We start from the raw sequence: 14,144 nt of genomic DNA on the forward strand, positions 1-14,144 counted from the left end.
TTGTCGAACTACTACGAGTACCTGCACACGGTCGGTTTCGAGGAGACCAACCTCGTCGGCAACGTCTATTACGTCAACTACCTGTCCTGGCAGGGCCGGTGCAGGGAGCTGTTCCTCAAGAGCAAGGCGCCGGATGTCCTGGCCGACCTCCAGGACGACCTGAAGCTGTTCACGCTGAAGGTCGACTGCGAGTTCTTCGCCGAGCTGACCGCGTTCGACGAATTGTCGATCCGGATGCGGCTGATCGAACTCGCGCAGACGCAACTGGAATTCGGTTTCGACTACTACCGGCTCGACCCGCACGGCGAGTCGCTGGTGGCGCGGGGGCGGCAGCGGGTGGCGTGCATGCGCGGCCCGAACACCCGCACCGAGCCGTCCCGCGTCCCGGAGGCGCTGCTCAGGGCCCTGGAGCCGTACTCGCTCGGGACCGCAGAGGTGGGGAGGGTCGCATGACCGCCGCACCGGACGGAGCGGGGACCGAGGCGAAGGCGCTGCGGGAGGCGTTCGGGACGTTCGCGACCGGCGTCACCATCGTGACCGTCGGCGGCGCGATGCCGCACGGGATGACCGCCAACTCCTTCTCCTCGGTCTCGCTCGACCCGCCGCTCGTCCTGGTCTGCGTCGACCGGACCGCCGTCATGCACGGGGTCCTCGGCGCCGCCGAGCACTTCGGGGTCTCGGTGCTGGCCGGCGACCAGGAGGGCGTCGCCCGCCACTTCGCCACCCGGCGCCGCGGCCTCGGCGCCTCGCAGTTCGAGTCCGTGGACTGGTGGCCGGGGCCGCTCACCGGCGTCCCGCTGATCAGCGGCGCGCTCGCGAGCCTGGAGTGCGAGCTGTGGCGCGGCTACGACGGCGGCGACCACACGATCTTCGTCGGACGGGTCACCGCGCTGCGGCGCGGCGCGGGCGCCGACGCGCTGCTGTTCCACGGCGGGAAGCTCCGCCGGATGGCCCCCCTGATCAGTGAGGTGCGGACGTGAGCGTGCTCGGTCGCCGAACCAACCCGCGGGGAGCGCCCGCGCACGGGCGGCGCGTCCCGCCGGGGCCGCCGCGCAGCCGGACGCCGGTGCTGTTCGCCAAGCTGATCCGCGACCGGCTCGGCCTGATGTCGCAGGCCGCCGAGGAGTACGGGGACGCGGCGCGGGTCCGCATCGGCCCGAAGACCCTCTACATCTTCAACCACCCCGACCACGCCAAGCACGTCCTCGCCGACAACAGCGCCAACTACCACAAGGGCATCGGCCTCATCCAGGCCAAGCGCGCCCTCGGCGACGGGCTGCTGACCAGCGAGGGCGAGCTGTGGCGCAAGCAGCGCGACGCGATCCAGCCGGTCTTCCAGCACAAGCGGATCGCGCGGCAGGCCGGGGTGGTCGCCGAGGAGGCGGGGCGGCTCGTCGACCGGCTCCGCGACCAGGCCGGCGGCGCGCCGGTCGACGTCGTGCACGAGATGACGGCGCTGACCCTCGGCGTGCTCGGCCGGACGCTGCTGGACGCCGACCTCGGCGGCTTCGGCTCGGCCGGCGGGGCGTTCGAGGCCGTCCAGGACCAGGCGATGTTCGAGATGGTCACGCTCAACATGGTCCCGACCTGGGTGCCGCTGCCCAAGCAGCTCCGCTTCCGGTGGGCGCGCCGCTACCTGCACCACGTCGCCGACGACCTGGTGATGCTCGACCGCGCGCAGGGCGGCGACGACGTCGTGTCCCGGCTGATGGGCTCGACGCTCCAGGAGAGCGACGGGCGCGTCCGGCGGCAGCGGATGGACGACGAGCTGATCACCCTGCTGCTGGCCGGGCACGAGACGACCGCGTCCACCCTGAGCTGGGCGTTCTACCTCCTCGACCGGCACCCGCAGGTGTGGGAGCGGCTGCACGCCGAGGCCGTCGAGGTGCTCGGCGACCGGCCGCCGCAGTTGGAGGACCTCCGGCGGCTCACCTACACCGACATGGTGATCCAGGAGGTCATGCGCCTCTACCCGCCGGTCTGGATCCTGACGCGGCAGGCGCAGCGCGACGACGAGGTCGGCGGCTACCACGTCCCGGCCGGCTCCGACGTCCTGATCTGCCCCTACACCCTGCACCGCAACCCCGCCTTCTGGGACGCGCCGGACGCCTTCCGGCCCGAGCGGTTCGAGCCCGAGGCGACCACCGAGCGGCCCCGCTACGCCTACATCCCGTTCGGCGCGGGGCCCCGGTTCTGCGTCGGCAACCACCTGGGGCTGATGGAGGCCACGTTCGCGCTCGCCCTCGCCTGCCGCGACCTGCGGCTCCGCCTCACCCCGGGGCGGCAGGTCGTGCCCGAGCCGATGCTGTCGCTGCGCGTCCGCGGCGGCCTGCCGATGACGGTCCACCCGGTATAGCAGACCTTCCGCCACGGGTGTGGCCGAACCTGGTCGAAGGGCCACACACGTACAGAACAAGCACGCACGTACAGAACAAGCAGGTACGGAACAAGAAGGGCCGGGCCGCTCACGCGGCCCGGCCCTCATCCGTCTCAGGCTCTCGCCTGCTCCACCTGCCCGGTCTCCGCGCGCCGCGCGGCGGCACGGTCCGCCGACGCCCGCGCGCGGTCCTGCTGCGGCGCGCCGCCCAGCGCCTCCATGCGCACCTCGAACAGCGCCAGCAGGACCGGCGGGTCGAGCACCCGCATCGGACGCAGGCAGAGGTCGGCGCGGCGCTGCCCGGCCCCCGACCGGATCGTGATGGGGCCGTTCGCCCCGACGATCAGGGGTTCGTCGCCGGGATGCTGGTAACGCTCCAGGCCGGGCGGCATCGCGTGGGCGAGCACGTGCCAGGTGCCCGGGGGGACCTTGTCGAGCTGGTAGGGCCCGGGGCGCCGCAGGACCGTGCAGCTCACCGGTGAGCCCTGCGGGATCCAGTCGGGGAACAGGCCGACGAAGACCGGTCCGACGGCCCCGGTGTCGGGCGGCCTGACCTGCCCGCTGACGGTGGTCGTGGCGACCCCGAGGCCCCGGCGGCGGCAGTCCCGGGAGATCGTGTCGGTGAAACCGCCGAGCCGGCGGTAGTCGGTCGGGGGCAGCCCGACCGCCTCCTTGAACCGGGTGCTGAACGTGCCGACGCTGGAGTAACCGACCAGATAGGTGATCTCCGTGATGGTGAGAGAAGTGGTCAACAGCAGCCGTTTCGCCTCCTGTAGGCGCATGGCGGAAAGAAATCTTCCCGGTGATACCCCGGTAATCCGCTGAAAGATTCGGGAGAAGTGGAATTTGCTGAACATCGCCGCACGTGCCATGTCATCGACGGTGATGCGCTCCCCCAGATTCTCCCGCATCGTCTCGATCACTCGCACGACGGCCTGCTCCATGGCGGCGTTGGCGGGATCCCCGGCCCCTCGGGCCCGGTAGGGATCCCTCATGTCTTCCAGCGTGTCGTCCAACTTCTTTCCCCTCCTTGACAGGCCACTCCACATCTTCCTGAAACAAAATGGGTCAATGCCCAGGGCGGCTGTCCGCCGGGAAACGAACGCGCGTCGGCCCGCGCTCGGCCGGGCCCCGGCGAGGGGCCGGCCGGTCGGCGGGCACCGGCCGACGGCGTCAGGGAGCGATCAGGCGGCACGACCTCTGGGTGGGAGCGCCGGGGCCCGTGGCGCACGGACCCCTCCTGGCAGGGAGCGTGTGGGCCGCGTCCGCCGCGGGGCGCCCCTCCCGGGGCGCCCGCCGGCCGCCGCGACCGCGTCCTCGCGCGGCGTGCAACACAGACCACACATGGTTCAAATCCCCCCGTGCTTACGCACCAGATCTTCGGGAGAAGTGGCATTCATTCGCGCGGACATGACATCTGCAATCGCCACCTCACCATTCGTAACATCACATCGTAATATTACGTTGTAATGCTTCCTCGCAAGGCCCCGTCCAGGCCCTGACGGGCGCAGACATGTCCGCCTGCCCCGTTTTCTCCCACAAGATACATCCATACATCGGCGCTTCCGCAACCATGGATCTGAGCAATTCACAACAAAACAAAACGCTTCTATCGCCGAGGTCACAGTCCCATAACCGAGACTTGACGGTGGCATGCGGCTATGCGGTTATGCGGCTTTCACGCACTGTTCCCGATCGCATCCGCCGGGCTCTCACGGACGGACCGATTCCCGTTACCGGGCGGCCCGATTCTCGGGTGCGCCCGGGTGCGGCCCCGGGCGGCGACCGGACGACGGCCAGGTCGGGCCCGCACGGGGGCCCCGCGCACTCTGGAGGATGAAGGCGGCCACGGGCCGGACCGACGATGAACGGGGGCGACCGCGCGCCTGCGGCGCGACCCCCGCATCCGCCCGTCGAAGTGAGGCATTGATGATCAAGATCATGGTTCCCTCGGTGTGGAGCCCGGACGGCGACACCGCCTTCGAGGGCACCGAGGGCCCGCTGCCGGAGGTCATCCGGCGGTTCGCCGACGACCACCCGTGGATCGGCGGACGCCTGTTCGGCCCGGACGGCGAGCCGCTCGGCTACGTCAACCTGTGCGTGGACGACGAGATGATCCCCCGGCGGCGCAGGGACGCCACCGTGGTGGAGGCCGGGAGCACGGTCACGATCCTCGCGCCGATGGCGGGGGGCTGAGCGGTGCGGCGCGTCGTCCTGGGCCGGCAGGGGCCGCCCGACGTCATGCGCGTCGTCGAGGCCGCCGAGCCCGAACCCGCCGGCGGCGAGGTGCTGGTGCGGGTGGCGGTCGCCGGGGTCAACGTGGTGGACCTCTTCCAGCGGTCGGGCGCCTACCGTGTGGCGCTCCCGTTCACGCCCGGGATGGAGGGCGCGGGCGAGGTGCTGCGCACCGGCGACGGCGTCGAGGGCGTCCGTCCGGGCGACCGGGTCGCGTGGATGGGGCCGTCGGCCTCCTACGCCACGCACTGCGTCGTCGCCGCCGACCACCTCGTCCCGGTTCCGGACGGCGTCTCCGACGAGGACGCCGCCGCCGTGCTCGTGCACGGGATGACCGCGCACATGCTCGCCACCGACGTGGTGCCCCTGGGCGGCGGGGACACCTGCCTCGTGCACGCGGCGGGCGGCGGGGTCGGCGGGCTGCTGTGCCGCCTCGCGTCGCTGCGGGGCGCGAGGGTGATCGGCACGGCCTCCACCCCCGCCAAGGCGAAGGCCGCACGGGAGTCGGGCGCCGACGAGGTGGTCGACTACTCCGGCGGGCACTTCGCCGACCGCGTCCTGGAGCTGACCGGCGGGCGCGGCGTCGACGTCGTCTACGACGCGGTGGGCCGGGACACCTTCGCGGAGGGGCTGACCTGCCTGCGTCCGCGCGGGACGTTCGTCTCCTACGGCCAGACCGGCGGCCCGGTCGGCGCCGTCGACCTCAACGCGCTGGGCGGCACGCTGTTCCTCACCAAGCCGTCGCTCGGACGCTACGACCCCACGCCCGAGCTGACGCGGCGGCGCGCCGCGGCCGTGCTCGGGATGGTGGGGGAGCTGCGGCCGCGCGTCCATGCCGCGCATCCGCTGGCCGAGGCGCCCGCCGCGCACCGCGCGATCGAGTCGCGCGAGGCGGCGGGCAAGGTGCTGATCCGCCCCGCCGGCTGACCCTCGCCCCGCTGATCCTCCGCCCCCCGGCCGTCGAGGCCGGGGGGGTTCAGCGGGCGGCGACCAGGTCGATCCGCCCCGACAGCAGCGCCAGGTGGACGCGGGCCTGCCAGGAGTCGCCGTCGGCGTCCAGGCCGGGGCCGTCCCTCCAGTCCGCGGGCACCCGCACCGCGACCGGGCGGCCGGTCCCGGCCCGGACCGCCCCCGCGTACCGGACGGTCTCGTGCCACCGCTCCCATTCCCGCCCCTCTTCCGCCCGGACCAGGACGGCGCACCCGTCCTCCACCTTGGGCAGCGGGGGGTCGAGTTCGCTCCAGTCCGGGTCCGCGGGGCAGGGGACCTCCACGAGGCGCGGCACCGCCTCGGAGACGACGCGGTGCGGCAACCGGATCGAGCCGTGCTCGAACGGTGCCTCGGCCGCGTGGCGGTCGGCGCGGCCGCCGAACAGGACCGCGGCCTCCGCGAGGCGCTCCGGGCACCGGCGGCGGAGCGCGGCGTAGGTCATCGCGGGGGTGCGGGTCAGGAAGTGCAGGCCGAACTCCTCCGGCGGCAGGTGCAGGCGCCGGCCGTAGCTCTCCCACCAGCGCATGCTCGGGGCGGCGAGCCGCTGGGTCCGGGTGACCGGCCCGCGCCGGGCCTCCTCGTAGGCGCGGAACGCCTCGGCGCGGTCCGGGTGGGCGGCGAGCGCCGTCGCCAGCGCCATCGCGTCCTCCAGCGCCAGCTTCGTGCCCGACCCGACGGTGAAGTGCGCGGTGTGCGCGGCGTCGCCGAGCAGCACCGCGTTCCCCGCCGACCAGCTCCGGTTCGCCACGACCGTGAAGCGCCCCCACCGGCTGCGGGCGCCGACCAGGCCCGCGCCGCCGAGGTGGTCGGCGAAGACGTCGCCGAGCCGGGCGAGCGCGGCCTCGCCGACCGTCTCGGCGCCCGTCGCGCCGACCGTCTCGGCGCCCGCGAGGCCCGCGGCGCGCCAGGTCGCCTCGTCGGTCTCGACCACGACCGTCCCGCCCGCGTCGGCGTGCGGGTAGCAGTGCGCCGCCATCGGCCCGTGCGGGGTGCGGACGAACGCGAACGACGTCCGGCCGCCGAGGTCGGCGGGCGTCCCGAGCCACACGAACCGCGCCGCCCCGGCCCGCGCCGTCGTGCCGAACCCGGCGGCGCGGGCGCCGCGGTGCGCGGACGCGGCGCCGTCGGCGAACACGGCGACGTCCGCCGCGGGCACCGCCCCGGGCGGGACGGCCGCGCGGTACCGGACGCGCGCGCCGACCGCCTCGGCCTGCTCGCGCAGGATCGCCAGCAGCGTGCTCCGGGAGATGCTCGCGACCTCGAACCCGTCGTAGCGGAGCGTGGCGGAGGGCAGCGCGATCTCGATCCCCGACAGGGGCAGGCTCGCCGCCGCGATCCGCCGATGCGTGTCCGGGTCGGCCTCGGCGATCCCGCCGAGCGTCCGCGCGGACAGCGTCACGCCGAACCCCGACACCTCGTCCGGGCCCGCGCGCTCGAACACCTCGACCGCCGCGGCCGGCAGCAGCAGCCGCACCATGCGCGCCGCGAACAGCCCCGCGGGCCCGGCTCCGACGATCACCACGTGCCTCACGTCCATGGCGCCTCCCGCTCCCATGATCGGTGCCGGACGCGGCGCCCGGTACCGCCGGGGCTCCGCACTTCTCAAGGTGCCGGGGGCCGGGCGGCGAACCGACGATGGGGACCATCCCGGGTCCGCTGTGAAGGAAAGGTGGGCGCGATGCACTCGCCCGAACCCGTCGCCATCGTCGGGATGGCCTGCCGCTTCGCCGGAGGGGTGAACTCGCCGGACGGGTTCTGGACGCTCCTGCGCGAGGGCCGGACCACCGCCGGCGAACTCCCCGAAGGACGCTGGGACTGGTACGCCGAGCGCGGCCCCGACCACGCCTCCGCCGTCCGCGACGCGCCCCGCACGGGGTCGTTCCTGGACGACGTCGAGGGCTTCGACGCCGACTTCTTCGGCATCACCCCGCGCGAGGCCGCGCTGATGGACCCGCAGCAGCGGATCATCCTGGAGCTGTCGTGGGAGGCGCTGGAGCACGCGGGCATCCCGCCGCACTCGCTGGCCGGGACCGACGCCGGGGTGTTCATGGGCGTCGGCTCCGACGACTACGGCCGCCGGCTGCTGGAGGACCTGCCGAGGATCGAGGCGTGGTCGGGCATCGGCGGCGCGTACTGCGCGGTGGCGAACCGCGTCTCGCACGTCCTCGACCTGCGGGGGTCGAGCATGGCGATCGACACGGCCTGCTCGTCCTCGCTGGTCGCGGTGCACCTGGCGGCGCAGGCGCTGCGCGCGGGCGAGTGCCCGGTCGCGCTCGCGGGCGGCGTGCTGGTCGTCGCGGCGCCGGGCCTGTCGATGGTGCTGGACGCGGCGGGCGCGATCGCGCCGGACGGCCGCAGCAAGTCCTTCCAGGCCGACGCGGACGGCTACGGCCGGGGCGAGGGCGGCGGCGTCGTCGTCCTGAAGCTGCTGAGCGACGCGCGCCGCGACGGCGACCGGGTCCTCGCGGTCATCCGCGGCAGCGCCGTCCACCAGGACGGCAGGACCAGCGGGATCATGGCGCCCAACGCCGACGCGCAGGCCCACCTGCTGCGCCGGACGTACGAGGGCGCGGGCATCGACCCGGCCTCGGTCGGCTTCGTCGAGACCCACGGCACCGGCACGCGGGTCGGCGACCCGCTGGAGGCGGCGGCGCTCACCGAGGTGCTCGGCGCGGCCAGGCCCGCCGAGGACCCGCTGCTCATCGGGTCGGTCAAGCCGAACGTCGGCCACCTGGAGGCGGGCGCGGGCATGGCGGGGCTGATCAAAGCCGTCCTCGCGCTGCGGCACGGCGAGATCCCGCCCAATCCCGGGTTCACCGAGCCCAATCCGGCGATCCCGTGGGAGACCTCCGGGCTGCGGGTCGTCGCCGAGGCGTCGCCCTGGCCGTCCGGGGACGGGCCGAGGCGCGCGGGCGTCTCCGGCTACGGGTACGGCGGCACGATCGCGCACGTCATCCTGGAGGAGGCCGACGCGCCCGGCGGCGCGGGCGACGACGGCACCGCGCGCGTGTTCCCCCTGTCGGCCGCGTCGCCCGAGGCGCTGGCCGAGCGGGCGGCCGCGCTCGCCGACCACGTCGAGAACGCGCCGGACGTCCCGCTCCGCGACATCGGCCACACGCTCGCGCTCGGCCGCACCCACCTCGCCCACCGGGCCGCCGCGGTCGCCTCCGACCGGGCCGAACTCGCGGCCGCGCTGCGCGGGGTCGCGGCGACCGAGGCGCTCGCGCCCGGCGCGGGGCTGGTGTGGGTGTTCTCCGGGCACGGCACGCAGTGGCGGGGCATGGCCAAGGAGTCCCTCGCGGAGGACCTGGAGTTCGCCGCCGTCATGCGGGAGATCGACCCCGTGTTCCGGGAGGAGATCGGCTTCTCCCCCATCGAGGTCATCCGGCGGGACGCCCCGCTCCCGGTGGACGTCGCGCAGCCGATGATCTACGCGGCGCAGGTCGCGCTGTCGGCGTCGTGGCGGGCCGCCGGGGTGCGGCCGGACGCGGTGATCGGGCACTCGGTGGGCGAGATCGCCGCCGCCGTCGCCGCCGGGGTGCTCACCGTCGAGCAGGGCGCACGGCTGGTCTGCCGCCGGTCGCTGCTGCTGCGGCGGGTGGTCGGGCAGGGCGCGATGCTGATGGTCGCGATGCCGCCCGAGGCGGTCGCGGAGATGCTCGGCGACCGGACCGGCGTCGCGGTCGCGGTCGCCGCGGCGACGAGGTCGACCGTGGTGTCGGGCGACCCGGCGGCGGTGGAGGCGTTCGGCGGGCGGCTGAAGGCCGAGGGCGTCGCCGTGCGGAGGGTCGACTCCGACGTCGCCTTCCACAGCCCGGCCATGGACCCCCTGCTGGACGGGCTGGAGGCGGCGGCCGCCGACCTGGCGCCGCGCCCGCCCGAGGTGCCCCTCTACACGACGGCGCTGGAGGACCCGCGCGACGGCGCGGCGCGCGACGGCGCCTACTGGGCCGCCAACCTGCGGCGCACGGTCCGGTTCATGCACGCGGTGACCGCCGCGCGCGAGGACGGGTACCGGATGTTCCTGGAGGTCTCCCCGCACCCCGTCGTGGAGCACTCGATCATCGAGACCCTCGACGACCTGGGCGGCTCCGCCGACAGCTGCGTGGCGCACTCGATGCGGCGCAACCGCCCCGAGCGGCGGACGCTGCTGGAGAACCTCGCCGTCCTGCACTGCCACGGCGCTCCGGTGGACTGGTCGGCGCTGTGGCCCGAGGGCGGCCCCGCCGACCTCCCCCCGGCACCGTGGCGGCACCGCCCGCACTGGATCGAGGAGTCGGCCGCCCGGCCGCAGGTGCTGGAGCGGCACGACCCCCGCGGCCACACCCTGCTCGGCGGGCGGACGAGCGTGAACGGCTCCACCCCCGCCACGGTCTGGCTGACCTCGCTCGACCGCGAGACGCGCCCCTACCCGGGCCACCACCCCGTCCGCGAGGTCGAGATCGTGCCCGCCGCCGTGCTGCTCAACACCTTCCTCACCGCCGCCTCGTCCGGGGGCGAGCGGCCCGACCTCACCGGCGTCGGCCTGCACGTCCCCGTGACGGTCACCCGTCCGCGCGAGGTGCAGATCGTCCTCCAGGACGCGATGCTCCGCCTGTCGTCGCGGATCGCCGACAGCACCCCCGACGACCGGGCCTGGGTCACCCACACGACGGGCACCCGCGAGGTCCGCACCGAGCCCCTTCCGCCGGGCGGGCCGCTCCCCGAGACCGGCACCGACCTGCCGCCCGGGTACGTGGTCGACCGGCTCGCGACGCTGGGCGTCGCCGCGATGGGCTTCGCGTGGGAGCTGCCGCGGGTGCGGGCCGGCGGGGGCGCGCTGGCCGTGGACGTCCAGGTCGGCGACGGCGCGGAGCCGCCGCACACCTGGGCGCCGCTGCTGGACGCGGCGCTGTCGGCGGCGTCGGTCGCCTTCGCCGGGGACCCCGTCCTGCGGATGCCCGCGCACGTCCACCGCGTCGCGCTCGACGGCCCGAGCCCCGCGCGGGCGCTGGTCCTCGTGCGGGTGGTCGGCGAGGACACGGTCGACGTGGAGATCCGCGACACCGGCGGCGCGGTGGTCGGCAGGCTCGACCGGCTCCGCTACGGGGTGCTGGAGGGCGACACGGCCGTGCTGACCAGCCCGCGCCGGCTGGTGCACGAGCTGGTCTGGCGCCCGCTGCCCGAGATCCCCGCCGCCACCCGGACCTCGGTGGTGCTCGTCGGGCCCGACACCGCGCTGCTCGGCCGGCTCACCGAGCGGCTCGGCGCGGCCGACGTCCCGTTCCGGGTCGCGGCGGCGCCCGAGGACCTGGCGGAGTCCGAGCTGGCCGGGGGGCACACGATCGTGGTCGTCCCGCCGCTCGGCCCGTCCGTCGACACCGGCGAGGCGGCCGTGGACGCCGCCTGGCTGCTCGCCCGGACCGCGCGGCGCCTCGCCGACTCCGGGCTCGCCGCGCCCGCCCGGCTGTGGTGCGCGACCCAGGGCGTGCGGGAGTGCGCCGAGGAGGGCTCGCTCGCGCACAGCGCGCTGTGGGGGCTCGGCCGGATCATCGGCGGCGAGCACCCCGAGTTCTGGGGCGGGGTCGTCGACGTCGGCTCCTCGCCCAAGGACGCGCCGAGCCTGGTCGAGATCGTCGGGTCGGCGCTGGAGGACGACGTGGTCGTCGTCCGCGACGGCGAGGCGTCGGTCGCGCGGCTGCGCCCGCTGGAGGGCGAGCCGGTCCGCGAGCCGCTGAGTTGCAGCCCCGACGGCACCTACCTGATCACCGGCGGGCTCGGCACGCTCGGCCTGGAGGTCGCGCGCTGGCTGGCCGACCGGGGCGGGCGGCGCCTCGTCCTGGTCGGCCGGCGCTCGCTGCCGCCCCGCGACACCTGGGACGACCTGACCGACCCGGCGGAGGCCGCGCGGGTGGAGGAGATCCGCTCGCTGGAGCGGCTCGGCGTCACGGTCACGACCGTCGCGCTCGACATCGCCGACGCCGAGGCCGCGCGCAAGCTGCTCTCGCTCGCCGCGCTCGGGCTGCCGCCGATCCGGGGCGTCGTGCACGCCGCCGGGGTCCTGGACGACCACACGCTCCGCACGCTCGACGAGGAGTCGCTGCGCACCGTCATGCGGCCCAAGGTGAACGGCGCGCTCGTCCTGCACGAGATGTTCCCGCCGGGGACGCTGGACTTCTTCGTGCTCTTCTCCTCCTGCGGGCAGCTCCTCGGCCTGCCGGGGCAGGCGAGCTACGCGGCGGGCAACGCCTTCCTCGACGCGCTCGCCGCGCACCGCCGCGCCGCCGGCGACACCGCGACGACCAGCTTCGGCTGGACGTCCTGGCGGGGGCTCGGCATGTCCACGTCCTCGGCCGTCATCGACGCCGAACTCGCGGCGCGGGGCACCTCCGACATCAGCGCCACCGAGGCGTTCAGCGCGTGGTGGCTCGCCGACCGGCACGCGCTGCCCTACGCCGCCGTGCTCCGCACGATCCCGCCCGGCCCCGGCGACCGCAGGCCGCCCCTTCTCAGCGACCTCGCCGACGCGCCTCCCGAGTCCCAGCGGGACACGGCGGACGCCCCCTGGCAGGGCCTCGATCCCGAGAGCCTCCGCGACTTCCTGCTGACGGAGGTCAGGGACCAGGTGTCGGCGGAGACCCGGCTGTCGCCGGACGAGGTCGAGGCCGCCCGCCCGGTCGCGGAGATGGGCGTCGACTCGGTCATGACCGTACGCATCAGACGCGGGCTCGAACGGCGGTTCCGCCTCCAGCTCCCGGCGACGCTGTTCTGGGACCGTCCCACGGTCGAGGCCGTCGCCGGGCTGCTGGCCGAGCTCCTCACCCCCGACCCGGACGGAGTGCCCGGATGAGTGCCCCGACACACCACCGCATGGTCCGCTGGCCCGACGACAGGGCCGCCTTCTACCGGGAGGCGGGGTGCTGGCGGGGCCGCCCCCTCGGCGCCTACCTGTGGGAGTCCGCCGACCGCGGGCCCGACCGCACCGCCGTCGTGGACGGCGGGACCCGGCTGACCTACCGGGCCCTCGCCGAGCGCGCGGACCTGCTCGCCGAGCGCCTCGCCGAACGCGGCCTCGCGCGCGGCGACCGCGTGCTCGTGCAGCTCCCCAACTCGTGGGAGTTCGTCGTCGTCACGATGGCGTGCCTGCGGCTCGGGGCCGCGCCGGTCATGATGCTGCTGCCGCACCGCGAGTACGAGCTGACCTCGATCGCCGAGCACGTCGGGGCGCGGGCGCTGTTCGTCCCCGCCGACTGGCGGGGGTACGACCACGAGGCCCTCGCGCACCGTGTCGCGGACCGCGTCGCGGACCGGCTGGACGCGCGCCCGCTGGTGCTGGTGTCGGGCGAACCGTCGGCGCGCGGGAGCGTCGCCCTCGCGGACCTGTGGGAGGGGCGCGGCGGGGAGGCGGAGCGGCGCGCCCGGCTGGACGCGAACGCCCCGTCCCCGTCGGACCCCGCGCTGTTCCTGCTGTCCGGCGGGACGACCGGGATGCCCAAGCTCATCAGCCGCACGCACGACGACTACGAGTACAACATCCGCCGCATCACCGAGATCTGCCGCGTCGGGCCGGACAGCGTGTACCTCGCCGTCCTGCCCGCCGGGCACAACTTCCCGCTGGCCAACCCCGGCATCCTCGGCACGCTGATCGCGGGCGGACGGGTGGTGCTGCTGCCCTCGCCGCGTCCCGCGCCGGTGTTCGCCGCGATCGAGGCGGAGGGGGTGACGGTCACCTCGGCCACGCCCGCGATCGCGCTGCGCTGGATGGAGGAGGCCGAGGGCTGCGGGCGCGACCTGTCCAGCCTCCGCTTCGTCCAGGTGGGCGGGTCGATGCTGTCGCCCGAGGTCGCCGCCCGCATCGGGCCCGCGCTCGGCTGCCGCCTCCAGCAGATGTACGGGATGGCGGAGGGCCTCATCTGCTGCATGCCGGTCGACGCCCCCGACGAGGTCGCGCACTCCGCGCAGGGCGCGCCGATCAGCCCCTACGACGAGCTGCTCATCGTGGACCGCGACGGGGCGCCCGTCCCGCCGGGCGGCATCGGCGAGCTGCTGACCCGCGGCCCCTACACGCCGCGCGGCTACTTCGGCGCGCCGGAGCAGAACGCCGCCTCGTTCACCCGCGACGGCTGGTACCGCACCGGCGACCTCGTCGAGATCACCCCCGAGGGCATGGTCGTCGTCCGCGGCCGGGTCAAGGACCTCATCAACCGGGGAGGCGAGAAGGTCGCGCCGGGCGAGGTCGAGGTGCTCGTCCAGGAGCTTCCCGCCGTGGCCGAGGCCGCCGTGCTCGGGCTCGCCGACCCCGCCCTCGGCGAGCGGGTGTGCCTGGTCGTCCGGCTCCACCCCGGCCGGCGGCTGACGCTCGACGGCGTCCGCGCGGCGCTGACCGTCCGGGGCATCGCCGCGTTCAAGCTCCCCGAGCGGCTGGAGGTCCTCGCCGACCTCCCCCACACCCCGCTGGGCAAGCCCGACAAGAACGCGCTGCGCGACCTCCTCCAGACCGGCGACCGCGGAACCGCCGCCTAGCCGGCCGGGAACACCTCAGCCGCCGCGCTTCCCGCGCGGC

General features: G+C 75.0%; 9 protein-coding genes. 7 read left to right on the top strand and 2 right to left on the bottom strand.

The features are described 5' to 3' along the window. From KLI87_RS32435 to KLI87_RS32445, 3 genes are read left to right on the top strand one after another with little or no spacing between them, the layout of a single operon-like run. Complete coding sequence (locus tag KLI87_RS32435) at positions 1–453, top strand: thioesterase family protein (protein ID WP_156220126.1); 453 nt, start codon at positions 1–3, stop codon at positions 451–453. Continuing rightward, positions 450–980, top strand: coding sequence for a flavin reductase family protein (locus KLI87_RS32440; protein ID WP_156220125.1), 531 nt, complete (start codon positions 450–452; stop codon positions 978–980). Before KLI87_RS32435 ends, KLI87_RS32440 begins: the two co-directional genes overlap by 4 nt. Further along, on the top strand, positions 977–2,356 hold the full coding sequence (locus KLI87_RS32445; RefSeq protein WP_214620105.1) for a cytochrome P450: 1,380 nt from the start codon (positions 977–979) through the stop codon (positions 2,354–2,356). Before KLI87_RS32440 ends, KLI87_RS32445 begins: the two co-directional genes overlap by 4 nt. 134 nt (positions 2,357–2,490) lie before the next feature. Here the strand turns inward: KLI87_RS32445 and KLI87_RS32450 are convergent, their stop codons facing one another. Then, positions 2,491–3,426 carry an AraC family transcriptional regulator gene (locus KLI87_RS32450; RefSeq protein WP_308166361.1) on the bottom strand — a complete coding sequence of 312 codons (936 nt, stop codon included), beginning with the start codon at positions 3,424–3,426 and terminating at the stop codon, positions 2,491–2,493. An 880-nt stretch (positions 3,427–4,306) separates the two neighbouring features. Between KLI87_RS32450 and KLI87_RS32455 the strand changes: the two genes are divergently transcribed. Together KLI87_RS32455 and KLI87_RS32460 are read left to right on the top strand one after the other, a co-directional pair. Further along, positions 4,307–4,573 (top strand): MoaD/ThiS family protein, encoded by a 267-nt coding sequence (locus KLI87_RS32455; RefSeq protein ID WP_156220124.1) that lies wholly within the window; start codon positions 4,307–4,309, stop codon positions 4,571–4,573. Positions 4,574–4,576: 3 nt separating this feature from the next. Continuing rightward, on the top strand, positions 4,577–5,539 hold the full coding sequence (locus tag KLI87_RS32460; RefSeq protein WP_214620106.1) for a quinone oxidoreductase: 963 nt from the start codon (positions 4,577–4,579) through the stop codon (positions 5,537–5,539). A gap of 49 nt (positions 5,540–5,588) precedes the next feature. On the opposite strand, the gene KLI87_RS32465 is transcribed toward KLI87_RS32460, so the two are convergent. Further along, positions 5,589–7,139: an FAD-dependent monooxygenase gene (locus tag KLI87_RS32465; protein WP_214620107.1), complete on the bottom strand. Its 1,551-nt coding sequence runs from the start codon at positions 7,137–7,139 to the stop codon at positions 5,589–5,591. Positions 7,140–7,280: 141 nt separating this feature from the next. Here KLI87_RS32465 and KLI87_RS32470 point away from each other — a divergent pair, with 141 nt between their 5' ends. Both KLI87_RS32470 and KLI87_RS32475 read left to right on the top strand, forming a co-directional pair. Next, positions 7,281–12,431 (top strand): type I polyketide synthase, encoded by a 5,151-nt coding sequence (locus KLI87_RS32470; RefSeq protein ID WP_214620108.1) that lies wholly within the window; start codon positions 7,281–7,283, stop codon positions 12,429–12,431. Further along, positions 12,428–14,104, top strand: coding sequence for a (2,3-dihydroxybenzoyl)adenylate synthase (locus KLI87_RS32475; RefSeq protein WP_250904493.1), 1,677 nt, complete (start codon positions 12,428–12,430; stop codon positions 14,102–14,104). The genes KLI87_RS32470 and KLI87_RS32475 overlap by 4 nt, the downstream gene beginning before the upstream one ends. Positions 14,105–14,144: the final 40 nt, after the last annotated feature.

Source organism: Actinomadura sp. NEAU-AAG7, assembly GCF_018603865.1.
Lineage (GTDB): Bacteria > Actinomycetota > Actinomycetes > Streptosporangiales > Streptosporangiaceae > Spirillospora > Spirillospora litoris.